23 protein-coding genes are annotated in these 26916 nt (G+C 67.4%); 17 read left to right on the top strand and 6 right to left on the bottom strand.

Annotation, left to right across the window (positions count from 1 at the left end):
* Window positions 1-14 precede the first annotated feature (14 nt).
* The 9 genes from CR919_RS20265 (at window position 15) to CR919_RS20305 (ending at window position 10715) form a co-directional block, all read left to right on the top strand.
* Window positions 15-1277 carry a sigma-70 family RNA polymerase sigma factor gene (locus CR919_RS20265; protein ID WP_099821554.1) on the top strand — a complete coding sequence of 421 codons (1263 nt, stop codon included), beginning with the start codon at window positions 15-17 and terminating at the stop codon, window positions 1275-1277.
* A gap of 107 nt (window positions 1278-1384) precedes the next feature.
* On the top strand, window positions 1385-2581 hold the full coding sequence (locus tag CR919_RS20270; protein WP_099821555.1) for a hypothetical protein: 1197 nt from the start codon (window positions 1385-1387) through the stop codon (window positions 2579-2581).
* Complete coding sequence (locus tag CR919_RS20275; RefSeq protein ID WP_099821556.1) at window positions 2572-3672, top strand: hypothetical protein; 1101 nt, start codon at window positions 2572-2574, stop codon at window positions 3670-3672. The genes CR919_RS20270 and CR919_RS20275 overlap by 10 nt, the downstream gene beginning before the upstream one ends.
* A 110-nt stretch (window positions 3673-3782) precedes the next feature.
* On the top strand, window positions 3783-4457 hold the full coding sequence (locus CR919_RS20280) for a hypothetical protein (RefSeq protein WP_099821557.1): 675 nt from the start codon (window positions 3783-3785) through the stop codon (window positions 4455-4457).
* Window positions 4458-4473: 16 nt separating this feature from the next.
* Window positions 4474-6120, top strand: a complete 1647-nt coding sequence (locus tag CR919_RS20285) for a CsgG/HfaB family protein (RefSeq protein WP_099821558.1) — start codon at window positions 4474-4476, stop codon at window positions 6118-6120.
* 387 nt (window positions 6121-6507) lie between these two features.
* Window positions 6508-8157 (top strand): M28 family metallopeptidase, encoded by a 1650-nt coding sequence (locus CR919_RS20290; RefSeq protein ID WP_099821559.1) that lies wholly within the window; start codon window positions 6508-6510, stop codon window positions 8155-8157.
* A gap of 161 nt (window positions 8158-8318) precedes the next feature.
* On the top strand, window positions 8319-9578 hold the full coding sequence (locus CR919_RS20295; RefSeq protein ID WP_099821560.1) for a histidine kinase: 1260 nt from the start codon (window positions 8319-8321) through the stop codon (window positions 9576-9578).
* Entirely contained in the window at window positions 9568-10338 is a 771-nt protein-coding gene (locus tag CR919_RS20300; RefSeq protein WP_099821561.1) for a LytTR family DNA-binding domain-containing protein, read from the top strand. The genes CR919_RS20295 and CR919_RS20300 overlap by 11 nt, the downstream gene beginning before the upstream one ends.
* A 32-nt stretch (window positions 10339-10370) precedes the next feature.
* Window positions 10371-10715 (top strand): hypothetical protein, encoded by a 345-nt coding sequence (locus CR919_RS20305; RefSeq protein ID WP_099821562.1) that lies wholly within the window; start codon window positions 10371-10373, stop codon window positions 10713-10715.
* A gap of 39 nt (window positions 10716-10754) precedes the next feature.
* On the opposite strand, the gene CR919_RS20310 is transcribed toward CR919_RS20305, so the two are convergent.
* Complete coding sequence (locus tag CR919_RS20310) at window positions 10755-11369, bottom strand: hypothetical protein (protein WP_025878393.1); 615 nt, start codon at window positions 11367-11369, stop codon at window positions 10755-10757.
* Between the two features lie 310 nt (window positions 11370-11679).
* Between CR919_RS20310 and CR919_RS20315 the strand changes: the two genes are divergently transcribed.
* Window positions 11680-12609 carry an oxygenase MpaB family protein gene (locus CR919_RS20315; protein ID WP_099821563.1) on the top strand — a complete coding sequence of 310 codons (930 nt, stop codon included), beginning with the start codon at window positions 11680-11682 and terminating at the stop codon, window positions 12607-12609.
* A 150-nt stretch (window positions 12610-12759) separates the two neighbouring features.
* Here the strand turns inward: CR919_RS20315 and CR919_RS20320 are convergent, their stop codons facing one another.
* Window positions 12760-13347 (bottom strand): TetR family transcriptional regulator, encoded by a 588-nt coding sequence (locus CR919_RS20320; protein WP_099821564.1) that lies wholly within the window; start codon window positions 13345-13347, stop codon window positions 12760-12762.
* A 133-nt stretch (window positions 13348-13480) separates the two neighbouring features.
* On the opposite strand from CR919_RS20320, the gene CR919_RS20325 reads away from it, so the two are divergent.
* Together CR919_RS20325 and CR919_RS20330 are read left to right on the top strand one after the other, a co-directional pair.
* Complete coding sequence (locus tag CR919_RS20325; RefSeq protein WP_099821565.1) at window positions 13481-14695, top strand: MFS transporter; 1215 nt, start codon at window positions 13481-13483, stop codon at window positions 14693-14695.
* Window positions 14692-15867 (top strand): MFS transporter, encoded by a 1176-nt coding sequence (locus CR919_RS20330; protein ID WP_099821566.1) that lies wholly within the window; start codon window positions 14692-14694, stop codon window positions 15865-15867. Before CR919_RS20325 ends, CR919_RS20330 begins: the two co-directional genes overlap by 4 nt.
* Window positions 15868-15964: 97 nt before the next feature.
* On the opposite strand, the gene CR919_RS20335 is transcribed toward CR919_RS20330, so the two are convergent.
* A complete protein-coding gene (locus tag CR919_RS20335) occupies window positions 15965-18076 on the bottom strand; it encodes a M13 family metallopeptidase (RefSeq protein ID WP_099821567.1) in 2112 nt (703 codons plus the stop codon).
* Window positions 18077-18250: 174 nt separating this feature from the next.
* Between CR919_RS20335 and CR919_RS20340 the strand changes: the two genes are divergently transcribed.
* On the top strand, window positions 18251-21313 hold the full coding sequence (locus CR919_RS20340) for an EAL domain-containing protein (protein WP_099821568.1): 3063 nt from the start codon (window positions 18251-18253) through the stop codon (window positions 21311-21313).
* Window positions 21314-21381: 68 nt separating this feature from the next.
* Here the strand turns inward: CR919_RS20340 and CR919_RS20345 are convergent, their stop codons facing one another.
* Window positions 21382-22263 (bottom strand): LysR family transcriptional regulator, encoded by an 882-nt coding sequence (locus CR919_RS20345; RefSeq protein WP_099821569.1) that lies wholly within the window; start codon window positions 22261-22263, stop codon window positions 21382-21384.
* 95 nt (window positions 22264-22358) lie between these two features.
* On the opposite strand from CR919_RS20345, the gene CR919_RS20350 reads away from it, so the two are divergent.
* The 3 genes from CR919_RS20350 (at window position 22359) to CR919_RS20360 (ending at window position 25501) form a co-directional block, all read left to right on the top strand.
* Window positions 22359-22769, top strand: a complete 411-nt coding sequence (locus CR919_RS20350; protein ID WP_099821570.1) for a DoxX family protein — start codon at window positions 22359-22361, stop codon at window positions 22767-22769.
* Window positions 22770-22812: 43 nt separating this feature from the next.
* Window positions 22813-23622 carry a class III extradiol ring-cleavage dioxygenase gene (locus CR919_RS20355; RefSeq protein WP_099821571.1) on the top strand — a complete coding sequence of 270 codons (810 nt, stop codon included), beginning with the start codon at window positions 22813-22815 and terminating at the stop codon, window positions 23620-23622.
* 235 nt (window positions 23623-23857) lie between these two features.
* On the top strand, window positions 23858-25501 hold the full coding sequence (locus CR919_RS20360) for a Na+/H+ antiporter (RefSeq protein ID WP_099821572.1): 1644 nt from the start codon (window positions 23858-23860) through the stop codon (window positions 25499-25501).
* Between the two features lie 110 nt (window positions 25502-25611).
* Here the strand turns inward: CR919_RS20360 and CR919_RS20365 are convergent, their stop codons facing one another.
* A complete protein-coding gene (locus CR919_RS20365; protein WP_049466119.1) occupies window positions 25612-25863 on the bottom strand; it encodes a DUF3297 family protein in 252 nt (83 codons plus the stop codon).
* Window positions 25864-25953: 90 nt separating this feature from the next.
* On the opposite strand from CR919_RS20365, the gene CR919_RS20370 reads away from it, so the two are divergent.
* On the top strand, window positions 25954-26496 hold the full coding sequence (locus CR919_RS20370; RefSeq protein ID WP_099821573.1) for a hypothetical protein: 543 nt from the start codon (window positions 25954-25956) through the stop codon (window positions 26494-26496).
* Window positions 26497-26632: 136 nt separating this feature from the next.
* Here the strand turns inward: CR919_RS20370 and CR919_RS20375 are convergent, their stop codons facing one another.
* Window positions 26633-26908: a DUF4031 domain-containing protein gene (locus tag CR919_RS20375; protein ID WP_099821574.1), complete on the bottom strand. Its 276-nt coding sequence runs from the start codon at window positions 26906-26908 to the stop codon at window positions 26633-26635.
* Between the last annotated feature and the right edge of the window lie 8 nt (window positions 26909-26916).

Here is a 26916-nt window from a genome sequence, read left to right on the forward strand (position 1 = left end):
GCTGTGATCGCTGCATGCACGAGCCCGCCCTGAGCCAGCGCCTGGACACCCTCTGGCGGATGGAATCGCCAGTGTTGATCGCGCGCCTCGCGCGCCTGCTCGGCGGCGACGTCGGCCGCGCCGAAGAGCTGGCCCAGGACACCTGGCTGGCCGCGCTGGAGCGCTGGCCGGTGCAGGGCATCCCGGACAATCCCGGAGCCTGGTTGATGACCACCGCGCGCAACCGTGCCATTGATGTGCTGCGCCAGCACCAGCGGGTGGCGCAGCAGCATGCGCAATGGGGAGAGGAGCTGCATCCGGCCGCATTGCCCGCGCCCGACGACAGCCAGGCCCTGGAAGATGACATCGGCGATGACCTGCTGCGCCTGATGTTCGTGGCCTGCCATCCCGTCCTGCCTGCCGACGCGCGGGTAGCGCTGACCCTGCGCCTGCTGGGTGGGTTGACCACGATCGAGATCGCCCGCGCGTTCCTGCAGCCGGAGCCGACCATCGCCCAGCGCATCGTGCGGGCCAAGCGTACGTTGGCGCAGAAGCAGGTGCCCTACGAAGTGCCGCGTGCCGAAGCATTGCCGGAACGACTGGCGTCGGTGCTGGAGGCGATCTACCTGGTATTCAACGAAGGCTATGCGGCCAGCGCCGGCGACGACTGGATGCGACCGGCACTGTGTGCCGAGGCGCTGCGGCTGGCGCGCATTCTGGCCCATCGGATGCCGGCGCCTTCGGTGCTGGGTCTGTTGGCGCTGATGGAACTGCAGGCCTCGCGCGCGGCGGCCCGGGTGGATGCGCAGGGCGCGCCGATCCTGCTGGACCAGCAGAACCGGGCGCACTGGGACTGGCTGCAGATCGAACGCGGCCAGCAGGCATTGGCGCGCGCGGTGTCGGCAGGCGGCGGCGATGATCCGTATGTGCTGCAGGCGAGGATCGCCTTCTGCCACGCCAGTGCGCGTCGCGCCGAAGACACCGACTGGGCGCGGATCGCCGCACTGTATGCGCAGTTGCTGCAGGTGATGCCGTCGCCGGTGGTGGCATTGAACCGGGTGGTGGCGGTGTCGCGCAGCGAAGGTGCGTTCGCGGCGTGGGCGCTGTTGCAGCCCTTGCTGGACGAACCGCGCCTGCAGGGCTATGCACCGCTGCTGGTGGTGCGGGGTGAGCTGCTGCAGCAACTGGGGCGGGAGCAGGATGCACGTGACGCATTCGCCTCGGCAGCGGCTCTGAGCCAGAACCAGGCAGAGCGGACCCTGCTGCGGCAACGGGCCGGCCTGCCGTCGGAAAATTGAAGCCGACAAGGTCAGCACTTGTCGGTTTGCCCCGGAGCGGCTATGTTTCGCGCCCAGCGGGCGTGTTCACGCCTGTCTTTCGTGTGTCATGACCGAGGAGCGGTTGGATGTTTTCAAGGACGAAGAGCGCACCGCGCGCTTTTGCGCGTCTGCTTGCCTATGCCCTGTGCCTGGCCGTATGGCCGTTGGCCAGCCAGGCCGCAGACAAATCGCAGCAGGCCTACTGGGCCGGCTTTGCCTACACCGCTGACGCCGCCGCCGTACAGGCAACCACCCCGCATGCGCACGCCGTGCTGGAAAAGCGTGGCCTGATTCCGCTCAACCAGACCCTGGCACAGGCGCTGAAGCGCCGCGCGCCGGCCAACCTGGAACTGATCGACCAGCCGGTGGCGATGCTCGATGGCACCACCAGTGCCGTGGTGCTGGCCGCTGCGCTGGACCGCGAACTGGTGTCGGTCGAACCGATCGGCGACCAGTACAAGGTGCTGGTGGAAGTGGCCCTGCAGGCGCTGTTCTTCGATTTCCGCGAGCGCCAGGTGATCGCCTCCTATCCGCTCACCCTGCAGCGTATCGACGTGCAGGAGTACCGCCCGGACAGCGACGATATCGACGCGATCGTCGCCGATCTGCTGTACGGCGGTGCCGATACCAGCCTGTCGCAGGTGCTGGCCACGACCCTGGCCCAGGCCAAGCTGCCGGAAGCGGCCACGCGTCGCCTGCAGGTGGGTGCGGTGACCCTCTCCGACGCCACGCTGGCCAAGCTGCCCGACCCGAAGTGGGCCGGTCCGCTGCGTGCCACGCTGGCCCATGAACTGTCCAAGACGCTGTCGTCCAATACCGGTGTCGGCCTGCTGCCGCCGGCCTCGGGCCAGGCGATCGGCGGTGCCATGGCCGCGCGCTTTGCCGACGGCAAGGTCTACCAGCTGAAGATTCCCGAGGCGGACTACGTCATCAGCCTGCAAGTGGATGCGCTGAAGAACGGCGTCATCAGTGAAACGCCGGCGATGAAGACGATGCTGTTCGGCGCCTTCTTCACCGCCAAGGTCATCGAGCCGTTCTCCGGCAAGGTGTACTTCGAACAACCGCTGCGCAAGGGCGCCACCAAGGTGGTGCCGGTCACGCAGTGGCAGGTCGACCAGTGGTCGGCCAGCTACGAAACCCTGCTGGCCGGCTTCGATGCCTTCGCCGGCGCCGCCGCCAAGCGTGCCGATTCGCGCGCCTGGCTGGACGAGCAGAAGCCGGGCGGACGCCCGCTGCAGCAACAGACCCAAGCCCTCCAGGAGTTGATCAAATCATGTCGTTGATGCGTACCATCCTGCTCATCCTCATCGCCCTGGCGGTGGCCTCGCCGGTCGCCGCGCAGACCGCCAGCTCGCGCGGTACCGGTTCGGCCAGCTACAGCCTGCGCCTGAGTGCCGATACCCGTGCCCAGGCCCTGAACAAGGCCAAGGCCAATGCACTGGAGGCGTACATCGCCGAATCCGGTGCGGCCAAGCTGCGCCTGTTCGAATCGCGTCGCGCCGAGTTCCTCGGCGAAATCGACCGCTACGTGCTCAGCGCCGTGCCGCTGTCGGACACCGAAGACAAGAAGGCCAAGACCTACAGCGTCACCGTCCGCGCCGAAATCAACACCACGCTGCTGCAGACCAAGCTGGATGCCGGTTCGGCCGTGGCCGGTGCCACCGCTGCACAGCGTTCGCTGCTGACCTTCCTGTTCATGGCGCGCTCGCAGGACACCGTGCAGTCGTTCCAGGACAAGGAATACCGTCGCGTCGATGCCAGCAGCAGCTACAGCGAGAACACCCGTGAAGGCGACAGCTTCCGCGGCAACTCGGTCAGCACCAACGGCAGCATCAACCAGAACGGCTCGGTGTCGGTCACCAGCGGCGGCAGCACCACCGCACGCAGCGACAACATCAGCTGGAAGGTGGCCAACGCCGCCGAAGTCAACACCGCTATGACCGGTGCCTTCAGCGCCGCCGGCTACGAAGTGGTTGAAGCCGAATACGTGGAAGGCGAGTCGCGCGGCCTGCTCAGCATCGAGCGCATCCGCAAGGACTTCAGCACCGGCAACGATCTGTCCCCGGCCACCCTGCGTGATACCGCCAACGGCATCCGCGCGGCGAACATCCCGTACATCGCCGTCGGCACCCTCGACGTCGGCATGCGCGACCGTGATCCGGCCAGCGGCAACACCCGCGTGTTCGTCACCGTCACCGGCAAGGTGCTGGACGTGACCGGTCGCTTCCCGCGCACCGTGTCGTCGGTGGGCCCGGTGCAGTTCTCCGGTACCGGCCCGAACGAAACCGTCGCCCGTACCAATGCGCTGCAGCTGGCTGCCGAAAAGGCGGCCCAGCAGATGATCAACGAACTGAACGTCAAGGCGGTCCGCTGACGTTACCGCTGCGCTCGCCGGGCATGGCCCGGCGCTACCAGTGGGCTGACCAGCGCCACCCATTGCTTCCACGTGCCGCATCGCGGCCGTCTCTCCCAAAGGAATCTTCCATGATCCGTAATACCGCTCTCGTCGTTGCCATCGCGGCCGCCACCCTGTCGATGTCGGCCCATGCCCAGTTCGGCAAGCTGAAGGACATTGCCGGCGCCGCCACCGGCACCTCCAGCAGCAGCACCAGCGCTGCCGCCCCGGACGAAGCCGCGCAGGAAGCGCTGGTCCGTCGTTTCGTCAGCTCGCAGTCGCACTCGCTGCAGGCGCAGACCTCCTTCGCCCGTGCCTTCGGCCTGGCCGAGCAGGTGCAGCTGCTGGAAGCCGAGCGCCAGGCGCTGTCGTCCGGTTCGGTGAACGTCGATGCGATGAAGAAGTCGGTGTCGGTCAGCGAAGCCGCACAGGCTGCCATCGACGAGCGCCAGGCCGCACAGCCGGAACTGAACGCTGAATCCAAGCAGCACTACGCCGAAGGCCTGGTCTCGCTGCTGGCCTCGGCTGCCGAAGCACAGAAGCTGAGCGGCGAAGCCAGCGGCTTTGCGGCCGGCATGAAGAACCTGGGCGCCACCCAGATGGCCACCGTTGGCCGCAAGCTGGCCGCTGGTGCCTGGGTTGCCAAGGAATCGCCGGGCTTCATCAAGGGCCTGTACGGCTCGACCAAGTCGGCCGTGACCTTCGCCAAGAAGAGCAAGGTGAAGGTGCCGTCCAACGCCGATTCGATGCTGGATTCGCTCTGATACGAGGCAGCTCCGCATGCGTACGACGACTCGATTGATCGGCCTGGGCCTGGCCGCGGCCCTGCTGGCAGCCTGCGGCAAGCAGGATGCACCGGCAGAAGCCGCACCCGCCAAGGACAAGGCCGCCAGCGCACTGGCCAGCAATGCGCCGGTGCAGGAAGCGCCCCTGCGTGGCACGCCGGATTTCGGCGGCACCACCCAGGTTGCGCGCGAAGCCGACGGTATCGGCAGCACCCCGGAACTGGCGGTGCTGGCGGCATTGCAGTCGGCCGTGGCCCAGGTCAACGGCGTACGCGTGGCCAGCCAGATGCAGAGCCTGCGCGCAGGCCTGCATGTGGACGTGGACGGTGAACACGTCGGCGATATCCGCGCCGACGCGTTCTCCCAGCAGATGATTGCCGGCTCGCAGGGCGCGGTGCTCGGCTATGAAATCCTCTCGCAGGATGAAGTGAGCCAGCTCGACGAAGAGACCATTGCCCGCGTGCGCGCCAGCGACGAAGGCTGGAGCTTCAAGGGTTCGGCCTCGGCCAGCGCCTCCGGCGAAGCCTCCGCCAAGGGCGGTTCGGCGTCGGCCAGCGTCAAGGAAAGCTACGAAGAGCAGGTCAAGGTCGACGCCAAGCGCGGTGCCAGCTCCTTCGATTCGGACGTCACCCGGCGCAGCATGCGCAGCTACTGGAAGGTACGTGTCCGCGCGCAGATTGCCCAGTACCGTGCACCGGATGAAGAAGGCAAGCCGAAGATCGTGGTGGCCCTGCCGCGCACCAAGTCGGGCAGCTATGCGGTTGGCGATGGCCGGGTGAATGCCGACGAGGTCGCTCAGGCGATCCGCGCGCGGCTGTCCGACACGCTTACCCAGACCCAGCGCTTCATCGTGCTGGACCGCGAGTTCGGCGACGAACTGCAGGCCGAGATCGACCACATCAACAGTGGCAACGTGCGCCTGCAGGACACCGCACGCGTTGGCCAGCAGCTGGCGACCGACCTGATCCTGATTCCGACCATCGAACGTTTCGAGTACCCGCGCAGCGTGCGCAACCTGCGCATGTCCGATCGCCAGGTGACCTCGTACTCCGGTGGCGGCCGCATCACCCTGCGCCTGGTCAACGCCACCACCGGCCAGGTGGTGATGTCCGACAGCTTCGACCACCAGCTGGCCTCGACCGGCCCGAGCACGCTGCCGCGCGTGGTCAACGGCCGCAGCATGGCTGCCTCCATGATGGATTCGCTGTCCGGCCAGATCGGCAGCACGATCGTCACCACGCTGTTCCCGGTGTCGGTGGTGTCCGTCGATGGCGACCAGGTGGTGCTGAGCCAGGGCGGTGACACCGTGCAGGTCGGCCAGCGCTGGCAGGCCGTGCGCCTGGGCGAAGAGCTGAAGGACCCGCAGACCGGCCGCTCGCTCGGCCGCAGCGAGCATCCGTGCTGCACCATCCGCATCGACCGCGTGGCCGCGCAGACCTCCTACGGCACCCTGGAAGAGGGCGTGGACGCGATGCGCGGTGGTTTCCGCCCGGGCCAGATCGAACTGCGTCAGAAGCTGGGCAGCAAGCCCAAGGCTGCCGCATCGGCCACCGCATCGGCCGCCCCGACCGCTGCCGCGCGCCCGGCCAGCAAGCCGAAGCCCAAGCCCGCCGCCGCCCCGGCTGAAGACCCGAACTGGTAACACGTCCAAGCAACACACAGATGGGGTCAGAGCCCTTTCCCGCCGGGAAAGGGATCTGACCCCTTCTTGTTTTCGTTCGACACCTACCCGAGCAGACCGCCGTTCCGACAGATTGCGGAGATCTGTCGAAGGCGGGGTGGGGCAGCGTGCGGGGGCGTGAGCCGCATGGATGCGGCGACCGAGCTTACATGGACGTACTTGCAGCGGCCCCCGCACGCTGCCCCACCCCGCCTACCCTCAGGAAACCAGCTTCTGCTGTTGCTTCGGCTGTTGCCGTTGCTTCGGCTGTTGCCGTTGCTTCGGCTGTCGCCGTTGTTTCGGCGGGTCCCGGGCGCCGCCCGGGCGAACCCCTTACACTCCAGAACGATTTCCCTGCTGGAGAGAGCAATGAAGCGAGTAGTACTGGGCGTGCTGGCCCTGTCGGTGTCGAGCGCACTGATGGCGGCCACCCCGAAATTCGATGGCGCGCGGATCTCCGCCGACGTCAAGGAACTGGCCTCCGACGCCTACGAAGGCCGCTCACCGGCCACCGCCGGCGAAGAAAAGACCATCGCCTTCCTCAGCAAGCAGTTCGCCGATGCCGGCCTGCAGCCCGGCGGAGACCTGAAGGACGGCAAGCGCCTGTGGACCCAGGCCGTGCCGCTGCGCAAGGGCGACATCGTTGGCACCCCGCAGCTGTCGCTGCAGCAGGGCAGCAAGACCATCACGCTGGAGCAGGGCAAGCAGATTGCCGTACGCGCCGCCATGAACGGCGCCAGCAACGTCGACATCAGCAAGGCGCCGCTGGTGTTCCTCGGCTACGGCGTGAAGGCACCGGAGCGCAACTGGGATGACTTCAAGGGCGTGGACCTGAAAGGCAAGATCGCCGTCGTGCTGATCAACGACCCGGACTTCGAAACCGGCAAGGGCGACTTCGACGGCAAGGGCATGACCTGGTACGGGCGCTGGCCGTACAAGTACGAAGAAGGCGCACGCCAGGGCGCACTCGGCGTGCTGATCGTGCATGAGACCGCACCGGCCTCGTACGGCTGGGCCACGGTGGCCGGTTCCAACACCAACACCATGTTCGACGTGGTGCGCGACAACCCGGCCGACAGCCACCCGCTGCTGGAAGGCTGGATCCAGCGCGATCTGGCCGTGGAGCTGTTCCGCTCGGCCGGGCAGGATTTCGAAGCCTTGAAGAAGAAGGCGCAGCAGCGCGACTTCACCCCCGTGCCGCTGACCGGCGCCAGCCTGGATGCGAAGTACGCGGTGAAGACCGAAGTGATCACCTCGCACAATGTGGCCGCGCGCCTGGAAGGCAGCACGCATGCGGACGAGACCATCATCTACAGCGCGCACTGGGACCACATCGGCGTGGGCGAACCGGATGCACGCGGTGACCGCATCTTCAACGGCGCGCTGGACAACGCCAGCGGCACCGCCTCGCTGATCGAACTGGCACGTGGCTTTGCCAAGGCGCCGCGTCCGCAGCGTTCGGTCGTGTTCCTGGCGGTGACGGCCGAGGAGAAGGGCCTGCTGGGTTCGGAGTACTACGCAACGCACCCCCTGTACCCGCTGGAAAAGACCGTGGCGATGATCAACATGGACGGCATGGCGCCGTTCGGTCCGTCGCGCGATTTCGGCATCTATGGCGCGGCGCGCTTCGAACTGCTGGACCAGTTGAAGGACGTGGCCAAGGGCTGGGACATCCGCTACACGCCGGACCCGAAGCCGGAGGCCGGCTTGTTCTTCCGCTCCGACCACTTCCCGTTCGCCAAGCGTGGCGTGCCGGCGCTGTCCTGGTCGGCCGGGCAGGACTGGGTGGACGGTGGCGTCGCGGCGGGCAAGAAGGCGTCCGAGGACTACACCGCCAAGCGTTACCACCAGCAGGGCGACGAGTGGCAGCCGGACTGGGTATTCGCCGGCGCCGCCCGCGACCTGGAAGTGCTGTACACCCTGGGCAACCAGTTGGCCAATTCGCGAGCCTGGCCGAACTGGAGCAAGGACGAGGCGTTCCGCGCCGTGCGTGACGCCAGCGCCGACCAGCGCAAATAAGGGAAGGCGGGGCGCTGCTCCGCCACACCTGGTAGCGCCGGGCCATGCCCGGCGTTTCCGCAAGGGCTTCCATCCACCCTTTCCGGCCCTTCGTCGCACACCGCTTGTTTGCCCGAAGGGCCGCTCTATGCTCGGCTCACCCCTTCCACCAAGGCGCCGCCGTGATCGCCAGCTTCTCCCTCATCATCCGTCACCTGTTGGCCTGGGCCGCGGCGCTGTTCGTTGCCGGCATGGTCTGGAGTGGCATCTTCAGCGGCATGAACGACGGCCCGGGCTGGGTGTTCGGGCTGCTGGTGATGTTCCTGATGATCTCCGCGCTGGGCAGCGCGATCACCCACGTGCGCCGGGTCTGGCTGGTGGCCGGTCGCCTCGATGGCGCCACCTTGTCGGGCCGCCAGCGCCGGCAGATCGAGCTTCCGATGGATGCCGGCCAGGCCTTTGCGGTGGTCGAAGCAGCCGTCGGCGAACTGCCACGGGTGGAAGAGGTGGAGAGTTCTGCCGGCAGCCTGCAGGTGCGTGCCTATGTGCGGCGCGTCGACCTGTGGAACGGCCGGCAACCATCGCGCTGGAACCTGCCGGCGCGGCTGGCGATCAAGCGCAACAGTGTGCTGGCCACGGTAACGCCGGGGCAGGGCACCAGCACCGTCACCCTGCTGTTCGAACCGGACGCCGGCTGGTGGGCCGATCTGCTGGCACTGGATGAAGGCAGCAACTACGAGAACGCCGAAGCGGTGACCCGCGCGATCAGCCGCCGCGTGGCCGACCAGCGCCGCGACGAGCAGGCCGCCGCCGAACAGACCCAGGTGGAAAAGGAACTGTCGGTCGCGCGCTTGAACCTGCTGCACGCGCAGGTCGAGCCGCACTTCCTGTACAACTCGCTGGCCAACGCCCAGGTGCTGACCCGCACCGACCCCGCGCGCGCCGAGCAGATGCTGGGCCACCTGATCCAGTACCTGCGCAGTTCGCTGCCGCAGGTGGATGAATCGATGTCCACGCTGGGCGTGGAGCTGGAACGCACCCGCGCCTACCTGGAGATCCTGCGCATCCGCATGGGCGCACGGCTGGCGGTGGAAGTGCAGGTGCCCACCGAGCTGCACGAGGTGAAGCTGCCGGCGATGGCGCTGCAGACCCTGGTCGAGAACGCGATCAAGCATGGCCTGGAGCCCAAGCCCGGTGGCGGCACGATCTGGATCCTCGCGCGTGGTTTCGATGACCACGTCACCGTGACCGTCGCCGACGATGGGCTCGGCTTCGGCCAGGGCACCAGCGGTACCGGCATCGGCCTGAAGAACCTGCGCGAGCGCCTGCGCCTGACCTGCGGCGAGCAGGCCGGGGTGGCGATCGTGGCCAATTTCCCCAGTGGTGTAGCCGCCACCATGACCCTGCCGCAGTCGGCCAAGGAGCCCAGCCATGCCGCTTGAAGCGCTGATCGCCGAAGATGAAGAGCTGCTGCGGCACTCGCTGGTCGAGCAGCTCGGGCGGCTGTGGCCGGAGCTGAAGCTGGTGGCCGAATGCGAAGACGGTGCCAGTGCGCTGGAACAGCTGGCCGAGAAGCAGCCGGACATCGCCTTCCTCGACATCCGCATGCCCGGCATCAGCGGCATCGAAGTGGCGCGGTCATTGGCCGAACTGAGCCCGCGCACCCAGGTGGTGTTCGTCACCGCCTACGATCAATACGCCATCGATGCCTTCGAGCAGGGTGCGATGGATTACCTGCTCAAGCCGGTCAGCGACGAGCGGCTGCTGGCCACGCGCGATCGCATTCTTGCGCGGCTGCCATCCGCGCGCCAGGACGATGCGGTGCTGGAGCGCCTGCTGCAGCGCCTCGGTGCAGGCCCGGCCGCCAATGATCGGCCGCCGCTGGCCTGGATCACCGCCAGCAACGGTCGCGATACGCAGCTGATCATGCTCGACGATGTGATCTATTTCCGCGCGGACAACAAGTACACCACCGTGGTCACTGCCGCCGGCGAAAGCCTGCTGCGCACACCGTTGCGCGAGCTGCTGGAAGTGCTTGATCCGCAGCACTTCCGCCAGGTGCACCGCTCCACCATCGTCAACATGAAGGCCGTCGCAGCGGTCAGCCGCGATGACACCGGCCGCGGCGTGCTGCGCCTGCGCCAGCGTGCGGAAACGCTGGTGGTCAGCCAGCCGTTCATGAGCCTGTTCCGCGGCATGTAGCCGTGGCCTTTGCCATTCACCGAGGAACGAACATGCGCCGTATCCTGCTTGCAGCTGCCGCCGTGCTGGCCATTACCGGCTGCGAAAACTCCAGCAACACCTCGATCACCCGCACCAATGCCAATGGCGTGGACACGCTGTACAGCAAGAGCACGGTGGTCGATGGCGTGGCGCGTTTCGAATGCATCGCCAGCAGCAGTGGGCAATGCCACTACCTGGTGCTGGCCCCGGGCTGCAGTACCGATGCTGCCTGTGCGACGCCGCCGCTGCGCCATTTCGCGGTGGCCGTAGGCAGGAGCGAGCAGGTCAGTGGCCTGCCCAGGGACTTCCGCCAGTGCGTCAGCGACGTGCAGAAAGAACAATGCCACCGTGACTGAGCACGGTGGCATTGTGGCTCCCCCCGGATTGCGTTCGGCTCAGTAAGCCGGCTGCAGCGTCATGTCGTGATGGTGTTCGGTTTCACCGACATGGTTCAGGCGACCCACCAGTTCGGAGTGCTGCTTCATGCGCCCGATCTCGGTCATGATGCGGATGTCCTCGTGGCGCAGCTCGCGCTTGGCGGTGACCGCCTGCTTGTAGTCCAGCACTTCCGGATAGTGTTCAGCCAGGTCCAGCGCTTCGGCCACGTGCTCGACGCTGTCGGCCTTGGATGTGATGCGGGCGCGGCTGTTGAAGGCCTTCATCCAGCGCTCGAAGCCGGCGGTGCGGTCGAACATGTTGGCCATGAACCAGATCACGAACAGGATCGAGATCCACGAGCCGAACACCACGACCACGCGGGTGAAGGTGATGTGGTAATCGTCGCGCCACAGGTAATTTGTGATCAGGCCGAGGATCAGCAGCGAAGCGGCCTGCCATCCGACGATCGAAGTGATCAGCCACTGGCACTTGGCCTGGGCCAGCACCGCCACTTCATCGCGGATCTGCTGTTCGCTGAGGCTGCGCCAGTGCGCGACCTGTTTTTCGAACGGGCTGCTGTAGAGCTCGTTGTCGCGAAGCAGTAATCCCAAACCCTTGAACAAAGCAATCATGGCTGGCTCCTTGGTGGAACGTGCGGCGATCTGCAGTGGACGGTGTGGCGGGTTCAGTTCTAGCACTTCCAGCGAGCGGTGCAATGGCCTCAAGGCCACGCGGCACAAGGGTTCTGTCTGAACAGGTGAATATTTGTGCGGCGCAGCATTGGTCGCATGGCCTGCGACAAGATGTCGCAGAGTGAAACGTGCTGCGCGCGCACATGAAACCGACGCTGAGCGGCCGGGCTCGCCGTGCCTGTCGTGATCGCCCAGAATCGGGGTGTACCGCGCAGGACGCGGTCCGCCCCTCCGCCGATCTGGACCCGTGATGCCGCCGTTGCTGCACCGTCTTTCCCGCCCCGTCACCGCCCCGATCCGACGCTGGGTACTGGATGCGTTTCCGCGTGGCCAGAGCGGCATCGACTACGACCACCCGCTGGGCGATCCGGGCTGGTTCGGGCCGGACAGCGTGACCTGGCGCATGCACGCCGAACTTCCCTCGATGCTGGCCGGCGGCCTGTGTGCCCTGATGCTGCAGACCCTGCATCCGCGCGCGCTGGCCGGTGTCTACGACCATTCCAATTTCCGCCAGGATCTGGTCGGCCGCCTGCGCCGTACCACCGCCTTCGTGGCAGGCACCAGCTACGCACCGGCAGGCGAGGTGGAAGCGCTGGTGGCCAAGGTGCGGCGCATCCACGCGCAGATCCGCGGCCATACCGCGCAGGGCGAGCCGTATGCCGCTGACGATCCGCAGCTGCTGACGTGGGTGCATGTGACCGAGGCCTACGGCTTCCTGCAGGGCTATCGCCGCTACGGGCGTGAAGTGCCTGCCGCGATCGCCGACCGCTACTACGACGAGTACCGCTGCGTGGCCGAAGCGCTGGGCGCGGTGGATGTGCCGCGCAGCGAGGCGGAAGTGGATGCGTATTTCTGCGCGCGGCAGCCGGAGCTGGTGGTGGACGAACGCTCACGCGAGGTGCTGCAGGTGCTGTCCGGCGTGCGCCTGCCGGTGCCGGTGCCTGGCCTGTCACGCGAAATTTTCCTCGGTGCCGGTGCCGCGCTGCTGCCGGACTGGGCCGAGGGCATGCTCGAGCGCAGCACGCGCCAGCGTGCGCAGGCCGCAGCCTCGGCCAAGCTGATGCAGGGCATGGCGCCGCTGTTCCGCCGCGCGCTGCCCGATGGCCTGGCGACCCGCGCCTGCGCACGGGTGGGGGTGCCGGTGGACGTGTTGCGCGAGTGGCCAGCACTGCCCCGGTAGATGCCGACCTTGGTCGGCGCGCCGCCGCGCGGCGCCGCATCCACGCATGGCGTGGATCTACTGCACGCTCGCGACCCGGGTGAATGCAACGGTAGATCCACGCCATGCGTGGATGATGCCCAGTAGATCCACGCCATGCGTGGATAGGCCTTACCTGGTCGACTTCAGCCCACGCAACAGCATCTCCAGTGCCGCCGTTGCTTGGCGAAGCCGTGCATCGCCATCTTCGCCTTCCGCGATCCAGAACGCTGCTTCGGCCAAGCTGCCGTAGATCAGCGAAGCCAGCGCCTGCGCATCCACCGGCGCGACTACATTCTGCGCGATCAACTGTTCGATCAATCGCTGCATCGAGTGCACGCAGTGCCGCTGCGATTCCGGTGATGCACCACCGAGCACCGCACGTGCGTCGCGCAGCACGATGCGCTGTATCTCCGGTTCCAGCGCCATCTCCAGGTAGGCACCACAGCGCCGCACGAAGCCGTCCCAGGCATCGTCGGCGCCATCGCTGATCGCCTGCAGGCGCGCATCTGTCTCGGCGTCGAGCTGGGCGACTACCGCCGCCAGCAGCCCCTTCTTGTCGCCGAAGTGGTGATACAGCGCACCGCGGGTCAGACCAGCCTGGGCTGTCAGGTCGTCCATCGAGGTGGCGGCATAGCCTTGTTCGCTGAACACGCGGCGGGCAGTAGCCAGCAGCTTGGCGCGGGTTTCTTCCATCTCGGCGCGGGTGCGACGGACCATCCGGAACTCCTTACATACGAAGTGCATGATTATTTACATACGGAGCGTATGAATGTAGGCTCTTATTCATACGCTCTGTATGTATTGTCGTGGCGCCGCGTGCGCCAGGCAAGTCGCTGCCCTGGAGATTTTGATGGCCACCCCGTACCGTGACCTGTTCGCAGCCCCCGGCACCACCGGCCTTGCCCTGGCCGGGCTGCTGGCACGCCTGCCGCTGCCGATGACCGGCATCGGCCTCATCACCTTGCTGTCGCAGCTGCGCGGCAGTTATGCGTTGGCCGGGGCGGTGTCGGCCACCTTCGTGCTCACCTATGCATTGCTGTCGCCGCAGGTGTCGCGCTTGGTCGACCGCCATGGGCAGGGCAGGGTGCTGCCGTGGGCCACCGCAGCCAGCGCGACAGGCCTGCTGCTCCTGCTGGCCTGTACGGTGCTGCGGGCGCCGGACTGGACCTTGTTCGCTGCGGCGATGCTGGCCGGCTGCATGCCCAGCGTGTCGGCGATGGTGCGCGCGCGCTGGACCGCGATCCACCGCGGCCGCCCGCAACTGCAGACGGCCTATTCGCTGGAGACGGTGTTCGATGAGGTCACCTTCATCGCCGGGCCGCCGTTGTCGGTCGGGCTGTCGGTGGCGGTATGGCCGCAGGCCGGCGTGCTGGCTGCCGCCCTGCTGCTTGTCGTCGGCGTGGCTCTACTGGTGCTGCAGCGTGGCACCGAACCACCGCTGCAGAGCTGCGAGGGCGCCGCACCGTCGCGCTCCCTGCTGCGGCAACCGGAGATCTGCCTGCTCGCATTGCTGATGCTGGCGATGGGTGTGATCGTCGGCACGGTCGACATCACCAGCGTGGCCTTTGCCGAACAGCGAGGTCAGCCCCTGGCAGCCAGCGCAGTGCTGTCGGCCTACGCGCTTGGCAGCTGCGCGGCAGGCCTTCTGTTTGGTGCGTTGAAGCTGCAGGTGCCATTGCAGCGCCTGTTGCTGCTGGGTGCAGCAGCCACCGCGCTGACCACGTTGCCGCTGCTGTTGGTGGGCACCCTGCCTGCACTGGCCGCTGCGGTGCTGCTGGCTGGGCTGGCTTTCGCGCCGACCATGATCGTGGCGATGTCGCTGGTGGAACAGCGCGTGCCCGAATGGCGCCTCACCGAGGGCATGACCTGGTTGCTGGCTGGCCTGAACATCGGCGTGGCACTGGGTGCTGCGTTGTCCGGGCAGCGCGTCGATGCCGGTGGTGCGCGCAGCGGCTTCGTCGTCGCGTTGGTGGCAGGCAGTGTCGTGCTGCTGGTCGCCCTGCTCGCGCAAGGTGCGCTACGCACTTCTACTTCGTCCACTTCCTCTGCAGGGATGGTCCCGTGAGTACTTCATCGCCCGCGCACGCCGCGCCTGTGCCACGCCATCCGTGGTGGGCCATCTCGGCCGTCGGCCTCGCCACCTTCTCCGTGGTCACCACCGAAATGCTGCCGGTCGGACTGCTTACTCCGATCGCCGACAGCCTCGGCGCGTCCGTAGGCACCGCCGGTCTGATGATCTCGTTGCCGGCACTGCTGGCGGCGCTGTTCGCACCGCTGGTGGTGATTGCAGCCGGTGGCATTGATCGTCGCCGCATCCTGTGCGCGCTGCTCGGCCTGCTGCTGGTGGCCAACGTCGCCTCGGCATTGGCGCCAGGCATCGGAGGGTTGCTGGCCGCGCGCGTGCTGGTGGGTTTCTGCATGGGCGGCATATGGGCCATCGCCGGCGGACTGGCGGCGCGCCTGGTGCCGTCAGCGCGCATCGGCCTGGCCACCTCGATCATCTTCGGTGGCGTAGCCGCGGCCTCGGTGCTGGGCGTGCCGCTGGGTGCGCTGATCGGCGAGGCGCTGGGATGGCGTTGGGCCTTCGTGGTGATGGCTGCGTTCAGTGCAGCCGTCCTGCTGTTGCACCTGTGGGTGGTACCGGCGTTGCCGGTGGACGGCTCGGTGCGCGCGCGCCAGTTCGTGCAGCAGCTGGGCAACCGCGGCCTGCAGCAGGGGCTGCTGCTGACCCTGCTGCTGGTGGCGGGGCACTTCATCGCGTTCACCTACGTGCGGCCGCTGCTGACCACGCTGGCACACATCGATGCGGCGTGGATCGGAGGCCTGCTGTTTGCCTATGGCATGGCCGGCATCGTCGGCAACTTCATCGTTGGCCTGCTGGCAGCGCGACGTCCGCGCGGGTTGCTGCTGGCCATTGCGCTGGGGTTGCTGCTGACACCGTTGTTGCTCCTGTGGACCGGCGGCACGCCGGCCAGCGGTGTGGTGGTGTTGCTGTTGTGGGGCCTGGCCTATGGTGGGGTATCGGTGGGGTTGATGACATGGATGATGGCGGCCGTCCCCAAAGCCGTGGAGATCGCTACGGCGCTTTACGTGGGCGTGTTCAACATCGGCATCGCGCTGGGTGCGTGGGGTGGGGGACTGCTGCTGGATGGCCTCGGGTTGCACGCCAATCTGTGGGCGGCGGCCGGGTTCGCGGCGGCGGCGACGTTGGTTGTGGCGGGTATGCGCAGGCACTAGATCCACGCCATTCGTGGATGGCGGAAAAGCGCCAACCAAGGTTGGCATCTACCCATGAAAACGAAACGGGCGCCTTTCGGCGCCCGTTCGCGTTACATCACCAGACCTTGACCCGCTTGTCCGGGGCCAGGTACAGCTTCTGGCCTTCCTTCACGTCGAACGCCGGGTACCAGGCGTCGATGTTGCGCACCGTCAGCGCGCGGAACTGGCCCGGTGCATGTACATCGGTCAGCAGCGAATTGCGCAGCGCCTGCTCGCGGCTCTTGCTGCGCCAGGCCTGGGCGAAGCCGAGGAAGAAGCGCTGGTCCGGGGTGAAACCTTCCAGGGTCTGGCCCGGCTTGCCCTGCAGCGACAGCTGGTAGGCGTCGTAAGCGGTGCCCAGGCCGGCGACGTCGGCGATGTTCTCGCCCAGGGTCAGCTTGCCGTTGACGTGCACGCCCGGGAACGGTTCGTAGCTGCTGAACTGCGCGGCCAGCGCATCACCGGCCGCGTTGAACTGCTTGAGGTCTTCGGCCGTCCACCAGTTGTGCAGCTTGCCGGTGTCGTCAAACAGCGCGCCCGCGTTGTCGAAGCCGTGGCTGATCTCATGGCCGATCACCGCGCCGATGGCACCGTAGTTCACCGCGTCGTCGGCGGCGCCATCGAAGAACGGCGGCTGCAGGATCGCCGCCGGGAACACCAGGCGGTTTTCCAGCGGCACGTTCATCGCATTGATGGTCTGCGGCAGCATCGCCCACTCGCTGTGGTCGACCGGCTTGCCCAGCTTGGCGATGTTGCGCTGGTACTCGAACAGTTCGGCGCGCTGCGCATTGCCCAGCGGATCATCACGGCGGATCTCCAGGCCGCTGTAGTCGCGCCACTTGTCCGGATAGCCCATGCCCACGGTCAGGCCGGCCACCTTGGCCTTGGCGCTGGCCTTGGTCTGCGGTGACATCCAGGCCAGTGCATCGATGCGCTTGGCGAAGGCGGCGATGATGTTCTTCGCCATCTCGTCGGCACGTTCCTTGGTCTTCGCATCGAAGTGCTTTTCGACATAGCGCTTGCCGATGGCTTCGCCGACCGCATGGTTGGCGTCATCCACCGCACGCTTCCAGCGGTCGCTCTGCTGCGGCGTTCCGCTGAGCGCGGTGCCGTGGAAGGCGAAGCGCGCATCGGCGAACTTCTTCGGCAGGTAGGCGGCGGCGCGGTCCAGCGCGTGGAAGGTCATGTAGTCCTTCCAGGCATCCAGCGGCTCGGTGGCCACCAGCTTGGACAGGCCGGCCACGGCCTTCGGCTGCCACACGATGAAGTCCTGCTGCTTGCCGAGTGCGGCTGCGTCCAGGAACGCGGCCCAGTCCATGCCCGGGGCCTTGGCGTTGAAGTCGGCCTGGGTCCAGGGGTTGGCGCCCTTGGTCACGTCATTGGTTTCTTCCTGGGTGGCATGCGCCTGCGCGATCTTCGTTTCCAGGGCGAGGATGCGCTGCGCCTTGCCGGCCGGGTCGGCCACGCCGGCCAACTGCAGCACCTGCGCGATGTAGGCCTGGTACTGCTTGCGCAGCTCGGCCATGCGGCCACCCCCCAGGTAGAAATCGCGGTCCGGCATGCCCAGGCCGCCCTGCACCAGGTACGGCGCGGTGCGGTCGGGCTGCAGCAGGTCCACCGACACCCACAGGCCGAACAGGCGGTCGGTGTAGAAGTTGGTGGCATTGAGCAGGTCGACATCGGCGCGCACGTCGCCGCCGAGGGCGCGGGCCAGGCCGGCCTTGTCGGCGATCGCATCGATGTTCTTCAGCTGCGGCTGCACCGGCGCCAGGCCGCGCTGTTCGATGCCGGCCTCGTCCATGTAGGCGGCGTAGTAGTCGCCGATCAGCTTGTCTTCGCCGCTGGCCTGGGCGTTGCCGGCAGCGCCTTCCAGGATCGCGCGGGTATCGGCCTGGGTCTTCTCGGCGATCACGTTGAAGCTGCCGAAGCGCGAGCGGTCGGCCGGGATCTCGGTGTTCTTCACCCAGCTGCCGTTGGCGAAGCCGAAGAAGTCGTCACCGGCGGCGATGCTGCGGTCCATGCCACTGGCATCGAAACCAAAGCTGCCCAGCATCGGCTTGGCGGCAGCGGGGGTCGCCTCGGCCGGTGCGGCGGTGCCGGCGGCCGGATCGGCCGGGCGGTCGCAGGCGGCCAGGGACAGGCTGGCAACGATGGCCAGTGCCAGGGTGGGGCGGCGCAGCTTGGACATGGACTTCTCTTGCGGCGGAAAACTCCAAGTCTAATCCGCTGCGGGCCGGCTGGACGTGCCCGGCAGGGCCAGCACTGTGCGTGATCTGGCTGAACACGCAGCGCCGACCTTCACGCGGTCACCGGCGTGGTGCATGCTGCGGGCTGGATGTCTGCAGCACCCGGGGGAGGGCGCATGCAGGACAGGTTGAGGCGTCAAGAATGGCGTCCGCCGGCCGTTGAGGTCGGGGATGTGGAGGAATCGTTCGCGCATGAAGCCAGCCGACTGCACAGGGAAGACCGACCGATGCCGGCGCTGAGACACGCGCTGGCCCGGCCGTTGCGTGCCATTACCTGGGGCGGCGTGGTGCTGGGCGTGCTGCTGGCGCTCGGCCTGGCCGCGATGCTGGCCAACGATTACCAGCGCCGGCTGGAAGCCGCGCAGCGGCAGAGCCGGGCGCTGGCGATAGGCAGCGAGCGCCTGCTGGCACTGGAGCTGCGTAACCTGGAGCGGGCGATGGGCGGCATCGCCGCGGATGCGGCCGAGCTGTTCCGCACGGTGCCTGCGCAGGCGCCCGTGCTGCTGGACGCTGCCATCGCCGGCGTGCTGGGCCGGCACGCTGAACTGCACAGCATTGTCGTGCTCGATACCTACGGCCGCGCCCTGACGGCCGGCAAGGGCGACCTGCAGCTGCCGCTGTGGACCGATCCGCAGCGACGAGGCCAGGGAAGTGCGCTGTACATCGGCCCGCCGCAGCGTGCCAACGACGGCGGCTGGGTGGTGCCGCTGGCGCTGCCGATGGAGGGTGATCGCTGGCTGCTGGCGCGGCTGCGCTGCGGCGAACTGCAGCGGATCGTGGGCGGTCTGGATGTGGGACCGAGCGGCCTGGCCTCGATCAGCGATGCCGATGGCTACATGCTGGCCCGCGTGCCCGATCCGGATGGCACCGTCGGCCGCCGCTACCTGTTGCCGGCACGCAAGCTGCTGGGCCGGCAGGCAGTGGTTGAACTGGGCAGCATTCCCGGCGCGGTGGACCAGATACCGCGCATCTCCACCATCAGTACCCTCGAACGCAGCCCGCTGGCGGTGCAGGTCGGCCTGGCCGACGAGGACGTGCTGAAGCCCTGGTGGCCGTACCTGCAGGCGGCGATCGCCATCGTGCTGGCCTACGTCGGAGTGCTGGTGGCGCTGCTGTATGCGGTGCGCCGCAGCACTTGCCGGCAGCAGTCGATGGCCGAAGAGCTGCGGACCGGCCACGCCGAGCTGCGCCTGGCCCATCAGGTGGGCCGCGTATGTACCTGGTATGTCGACGAAGACGCTGCGCTGCTGCGCTGGTCACCGCTGGCGCGTGAGATCTTCGGTGTGCAGACCGATGCGCTGCCGGTGGCCGATTTCTTCGCCCGCGTGCACCACGATGACAGCGCACGCATGCAGCAGGCCTTCGACCAGGCCTTCGCCGGCACCGCGGTACTCGACGAAGAATTCCGCCTGGTGCTGCCCGGCGGTGCCGTGCGCTGGGTGGCCGCGCGCGGCCAGCGGGTGGCGGTGGCCGATCGCCAGCGGCGCATGATCGGTGCACTGACCGACCTCAGCGAGCGCTACCAGGCGCGCGAGCAGATGCGCCAGGTCGAGCGCCGCTTCCGCCTGCTGTTCGATCGCAACCCCGCGCCGTTCTGGGTGTTCGATCCGGACACATTGCGCTTCATCGAGGTCAACGAAGCGGCCGTGCAGCAGTACGGCTACAGCCGCGATGAATTCCTGGCGATGAGCATCCTCGACATCCGCCCGCGCGAGGGCTGGGACGAGGTCAAGGGCGCCATCGCGCAGGTGCGCAGTGGTGAACTGCAGGATGCTGCGGTGCGCCTGCACCAGCGCAAGGATGGCACGGTGTTTGAAGTGCGCGTGCACCTGTCGCAGCTGGATTTCGACGGCCAGCCCGCATGCCTGGTGCTGGCCGAGGATGTCAGCGAGCGTCTGGCCTACGAGCGCGACCTGGCCTATCACGCACGCCACAACCCGGCCACGGGCCTGCTCAACGTGCGTGCGCTGAGCGAACAGCTGGACGAGCAGTCCGGCGCCTACACCATCGCCTATGTACAGCTGCGCGGCCTGCAGCTGGTGGCCGATACGCTGGGCCGCGAGATCGGCGATGCGGTTCTGCAGTCGATGGCCTCGCGCCTGGGTGGGCTGGGCGCGCGCTTTGGCCTGCTGGCGTTCCAGCCGGCGGAGGACTTCGTGCTGGCGATCGCGCCGGAACACAACACCCAGCGCGTGCTGGACGATCTGCTGCAGATCGTCTCGGCACCGATGCGCGGACAGGATTCGCTGCACCAGTTCGAACCCCGCATTGGTGTGGCGGTGCATGACGCCGGTGCAGGACACAGTGCGGAACAGGCGATCGGCATGGCCGCGCAGGCGGCGCACGCGGCCCGCGCCGAAGGCAACGTCGTGGCCTGGTTCGATGCGGCGGTGACCACCCGCCTGGCCGACCGCCTGCGCCTGGCAGGTCGCATCCACGCGGCCATCGACAACGAGTTCCAGCTGTACTTCCAGCCGATCCGGCACGCCAGCGATGGCAGCCCGGCGTCACTGGAGGCCCTGCTGCGCTGGCCGCAGGCCGACGGCAGTTTCATCCCGCCCAGCGAGTTCATCCAGTTGTGCGAAGACACCGGCCTGATCCTGGCGTTGGGACGCTGGGTGATCCGCGCGGCGGCACAGGCGCAGCGGCGTCTGGTCGAAGCCGGCTGGGGCGAGCTGTCGATCGCGGTCAACGTGTCGGCTGTGCAGTTCTTCAACAGCGATCTGGTGGCCGAGTTCGCCCGCGCGCAGCAGGATTTCGGCCTGGCCCGCGGCGCACTGCACGTGGAGCTGACCGAGAGCAGCCTGATGCGCAAGCCGGCACAGGCGATGCAGACCATGCAGCGCCTGCACGAGCAGGGCATCAGCGTGTCGCTGGACGATTTCGGTACCGGCTACTCGAGCATGTCCTATCTGCAGCACCTGCCGCTGGACATCCTCAAGATCGATCGCAGCTTCGTTGCCGACGTGGAGACCAATCCGCGCAACGCGTCGATCTGCCGGGCGCTGCTGTCGCTGGGCCACAGCATGGGGCTGACGATCATCGCCGAGGGCGTGGAGACGCCGGGACAGCTGGACTGGCTGGCCGCGCATGGCTGCGACCAGGTGCAGGGTTACCTGTTGGGGCGGCCGGCACCGCTGGAGAAGATCATCGCGCAGCTGGATGAGGTTGTTGCCTAGGCCGCGCGTCGTGCTCGCCGGGCATAGCCCGGCGCTACCGTGTCATGGGCACGCCTCTGGTAGCGCCCTCACACCCCGGTTTCCACCAGGTAATCGATGAAGCTGCGCACCTTCGGCGCGAGGTGGCTGCGGCTGGTGTAGACGGCGAAGATGCCGATCGGCGCGGCCTCCCATTCCGGCAGGATCCGTACCAGGCGGCCATCGGCAAGCGCCTCCTCCAACAGAAAGTCCGGCTGCAGGATCACGCCCATGCCGGCAATCGCCGCTTCGCGCAGGACGTCGCCGTTGTTGGCGCGCAGCAGGGTGGTCACTGCCACCTTCACTTCGCCGCCGGGCCCCTGCAGTGGCCAGTGGTCGCCGGCTGCCCAGTAGCTGTAGCCGAGGCAGGTATGCGTCTGCAGATCCTCGGGTGCCTGCGGCGTGCCGTTCGCAGCCAGGTAGGCCGGTGCGGCACACAGGCTGATCCGTGATTGGCCCAGGCGCCGCGCGATCAGGGTCGGGCTGGGCTCGCGGGTGATGCGGATGGCCACGTCGTAGCCTTCTTCGACCATGTCCACCAGGCGGTCGGACAGCGCCAGGTCCAGTTCGACCTGCGGGAAGCGCTCGCGGTAGCCGGCCAGCAACGGGCCGAGGCGGGCGATGCCCCAGCTGACCGGTGCGTTGATGCGCAGCATGCCGGACGGCTCCAGCGCCTGTGCACCGATGCTGGCCTCGAGCGCATCGAACTCGGCCAGCAGGCGCACGCACTGGGCGTAGTAGGCGGCGCCGGCACTGGTCGGGCTGACCCGGCGGGTGGTGCGGTGGAGCAGGCGGGTGGACAGGCGTTTTTCCAGCGCGGCGACCTGGCGGGTGACCCCGGCCGTGGACATGTCCAGCGCCTGTGCGGCGGCGCTGAAGCCGTTGCGTTCGACCACTGCGACGAACACGCGCATGGCATCCAGGGTGTCCATTGTTGCGCCTTTTGAAATAAATACGGTCGATTCATCGTATTTATCGGTGATGGAGAGCGCAATAACCTGTGCTCTGTCCCCTCCGAGGTGCCCCCATGAACGCTACCGCCGCCCCCGTGTCCCCGCTCGCCCCGTATGCCGCGACCCTGCTGCGGCTGGCCCTGGGTGGGTTGTTCCTGGTCCATGCGCTGACCAAGCTGCTGGTGTTCACCCCCTGCGGTACCGCTGCCTTCTTCGAGTCGCTGGGCCTGCCCGGCGTGCTGGGCTACCTCACCATTGCCGTTGAACTGACGATTTCCGCAGCGCTGCTGCTCGGCATCTACGCGCGCTGGATCGGCCTGCTCGGTGTGCCGCTGCTGCTGGGCACCATCGTGACGGTGCATGGCGCCAACGGTTTCAGCTTCGCCAACACGGGCGGCGGCTGGGAATACCCGGCGTTCTGGGCGCTGGCCCTGGTCGTGCTGTTCCTGCTGGGCGATGGCCGCTGGACCCTGCGTTCGCGCTGATCGTTACCCAGCCCGCTGCCTGTTCCTGTCATTGGAGAAGATCATGTCCCGCCTGCCTTCGCTGTACATCTCCCACGGCTCGCCGATGACCGCCCTGCATCCGGGCCAGGTCGGCGTGCGCCTGGCCGAGCTGGCCCGCGACCTGCCGGCACCGCGTGCGATCGTCATCGCCTCGGCGCATTGGCTGGCCCGGCAGCCGCTGGTCGGCAACCATCCGCAGCCCCCGACCATCCACGATTTCGGTGGCTTTCCACGCGAATTGTTCGAGCTGCAGTACCCGGCGCCCGGTGATCCGGCGTTGGCGGAAGACGTGGCGGGCCGCATCGCCGCCGCCGGCCTGCCGGTGGCGCTCGATCCGCAACGTGGCCTCGACCACGGCGCATGGGTACCGCTGCGCCTGCTGCACCCGCAGGCTGACATTCCGGTAGTGCCGGTGTCGATCCAGCCGATGCTGGGCCCGCAGCATCAGTTCGCGCTGGGCCGTGCACTGGCGCCGCTGCGCGAACAGGGCGTACTGCTGATCGGCTCGGGCAGCATCACCCACAACCTGCACGACTGGGGCAACTACCAGGACGGCAAGGAAGCGCCCTACGTGCGTCCTTTCATCGACTGGGTGGAGCAGCGGCTGGCCGCCAACGACCGCGATGCCCTGTTCGATTACCGCCGACAGGCACCGTTTGCGGAGCGTGCGCACCCCACCGACGAGCACCTGCTGCCGTTGTACTTCGCGATGGGTGCGGCGGGCGAGGGCGGCTTTGGTGCCAAGCGCATCGATGCCGGTGTCGATGCCGGCTTCCTGGCGATGGACCTGTACCGCTTCGATGGCGCAGATCGCGCTCAGAACGCGGCATGAGCCGGCTGCTGCAGCCGGTGCTGGAACGCCCTGCCCAGGCACAAGGGCAGGGCCGGGGTGTGCTGCCGCCTGGGGCGGGCAGCGCTGCGGCGCGGCTCGAGTGGCGCTTGCTGTCGCGGTCCTGACGCGCATTCAGATGGCTGGCCGCAGTGGCGGCCTGCTGTGTTAAGTTTTTTCCCGTCCCCCGGCGCACTCCGGTTTTTCCGGCCCCACGCGCCGCTCCTGTGGAAGAAGCATGCACACCATCGAAGTCGTCCTGGCGATGCTGGTGGCCGTTGTCGCCAGCGGTTACCTGGTTCGCGTCCTGCCATTCTCGCTGCCGCTGCCGTTGGTGCAGATCGGCCTCGGTGCGGTGATCGCCGGGGTATTCAACCGCGGCCACGCGCTGGAACCGGAAGTGTTCTTCCTGCTGTTCCTGCCGCCGCTGCTGTTCCTCGATGGCTGGCGCATTCCCAAGCAGGGCCTGTTCCGCGACAAGGGCGCGATCCTCGAACTGGCATTTGGGCTGGTGGTGTTCACCGTGATCGGCGCGGGCCTGCTGATCCACTGGATGATTCCGGTGATGCCGCTGGCGGTGTGCTTCGCGTTGGCCGCGATCGTGTCGCCGACCGACCCGGTGGCGGTTGGTGCAATCGCTTCGAAGGCGCCGATCCCCAAGCGCCTGATGCACATCCTCGAAGGCGAGTCGCTGCTCAACGATGCCTCCGGCCTGGTCTGCTTCCGCTTCGCGGTGGCGGCGGTGATGACCGGCACCTTCTCGCTGGCGACTGCCTCGCTGACCTTCCTGTGGGTGGCGGTGGCCGGCCTGGCCGTCGGCGTGGCGGTCACTCTGGGCGTGTCCACGTTCCAGCGCTGGCTGTGGCGCCGCTTCGGCGAAGAGCCGGGCGCGGCGATGCTGGTCAACCTGCTGATCCCGTTCGCGGCATACCTGCTGGCAGAAGAGATCAACGCCTCGGGCATCCTCGCTGCGGTCGCAGCGGGCATCTCCATGAGCTACGTGGAAATGACCGGCCGCGTGTCCGGCAGCATGCGCGTGCAGCGTGCCGGCGTCTGGAACATGCTGCAGTTCAGCTTCAACGGCATCATGTTCGTGCTGCTGGGCGAGCAGTTGCCGGGCATCGTCGAACGCGCCACCACCACCATGAACGAGAGCGGCCACCAGAGCGCGTGGTGGCTGCTGGTGTACGTGCTGGTGATCAACGCCACGCTGATCGCGCTGCGCCTGCTGTGGGTGTGGCTGTCGCTGCGGTGGAACCTGCTGCGTGCACGGCGCCGCGGCCTGGAGCATGGCGAGGCACCGAACTGGCGCATCGTGGTGGCCACCTCGGTGGCGGGCGTGCGGGGTGCGATCACCCTGGCCGGTGTGTTGACCCTGCCGCTGTTCCTGCCCGATGGCAGCCCGTTCCCGGCACGCGACCTGGTGATCTTCCTGGCTGCCGCAGTGATCCTGTGCTCGCTGGTCGGCGCCAGCGTGGCGCTGCCGCAGCTGTTGAAGGGCCTGCAGCTGCCGGCCGATTCGGGTGAGCGCAAGGAAGAGGATCTGGCCCGCAAGCTGTCCTCGAAGGCGGCGTTGGCGGGCGTGGAGCGCATGCGCCAGCAGCTGGTGCTGAACCAGAACACCGAGAACGTGCAGCTGTACAACGACGCCGCATCGCGGGTGAGCCTGCTGTATCAGCGGCATCTGGACCGCGACAACCCCGACGTGGACCCGGAAAAGGTGAACCGGATGGAGATGGGCTACCGCCAGCTGCGCAGCGCCGGCCTCAACGCCGAGCGCGAGGAACTGTTCCGGCTGACCCGTCGCGGCGTGGTGTCGGACGAGATCGCGCGGCGGCTGATCCGCAACCTGGACCTGCTGGAATCGCGCAAGCGCGAGTGACCGGCGTGTTGTGTAGAGCCGAGCCCACGCTGGGCTGAGCTTTCCGTCCAGGTTTCATGACACCTGAGCAGAAAGCAGCCGAGCGTGGGCTCGGCTCTACAAGGCAGCCGTCAGGCTTCCGGCTTCTGTTCCAGGAAATACGCCTCGACCTTGCCCTTGACCTTGATGGTCATCGGGTTGCCGCGACGGTCGCGGGCCTTGCCGGCCTGCACGCGGATCCAGCCTTCGCTGACCGAGTATTCCTCGACGTTGTCGCGCTCGACATCGTTGAAGCGCACGCCGACGCCGCGCTCCAGGGCCTGCGCATCGTGGAAGGGGCTGGCCGGGTTGATCGCCAGGTGGTCGGGAGGGGTATCGCTCATCGCTTCATTCACAGTGACGGCCACCACGGCCGGCTTCAGCGGTACAGGATAAACCGTAGAATGCCCACCTGCTCCCGAGGACGTTCCGCCATGCCTGACAACAGCGACTATTTCGACTTCGAGGAAGACGCCCACGATTTCGACGAGGACGATTTCGAGGCGCGGGTCTGGAACCTGCTCGTGCTGATCAATCCGGGCGACGAAGAGCTGGCCCTGCAGCAGTTCAACCGCTGGCGCGAGCATCTGTCCGAGGACGGCCAGCCGCTGGAAGCCGACAGCAATTGGCTGCCGGCGCTGTTCACCGCCATCGCCTGGCAGTCCGGCTTCGAGGTCGAGCGTGATGACTTCGATTCGCTGCAGTCGGCGGTGAACGAGCTGTCAGCGCGCTTCAACCTGCAGCTGGACTGGGGTGGCGACCTGGACGATGAGGACTTCGCCGCAGACCTGGACGGCGTGCAGCTGATGAGCACCGCCTTCGACCGCCTGCGCGAGCACAACTACACGCTGTGGAGCGTGGATGCCGGCAACGACGGCTTCAGTGGCTGGATGGCGCTGACCCGCGATGACGACGCCCTGCTGGCGCTGTGCTCGCTGCTGAACGTGGAAGTGCGGCTGGGCAGCGACCCGTTCTGAGATTCACCGGTAGCGCCGGGCCATGCCCGGCGGCTTCTCGCCGCGCTGGATGAATCGTGTCCAATGTGTCGCGGCAGGTTTCGCGCGCATTGCGATGCGTTCATGCCAATCGCGCCCTCGTGTTCCTTGGGCGCGCCTACGGCCGGTACTGCGCCCTGGCATTGGCGATCACCGCTTTCACCAGCGCGCGATCCACGTGCCGGGAAATGGCCACCGCGCCCAGCGCGAGCGCCTGCGCACGCAGCTCGACGGTGACATCGTAATGCGCCCCGCTGGCCTTGTTCTGGAAGGCGCGTGGGGGAATGCCGAGCTGCGCCGCCATCGCGTGCAGCTCGGCCAGGGTATCGGCCATCAGGTGCGCCCAGCGCTGACCGCGCCAGGGATGCACCGCGTCATCGACGTAGACCGACACCGCCGCCG

Origin of the sequence: Stenotrophomonas sp. LMG 10879 (genome assembly GCF_002750935.1) — a bacterium.
GTDB lineage: Bacteria > Pseudomonadota > Gammaproteobacteria > Xanthomonadales > Xanthomonadaceae > Stenotrophomonas > Stenotrophomonas lactitubi_B.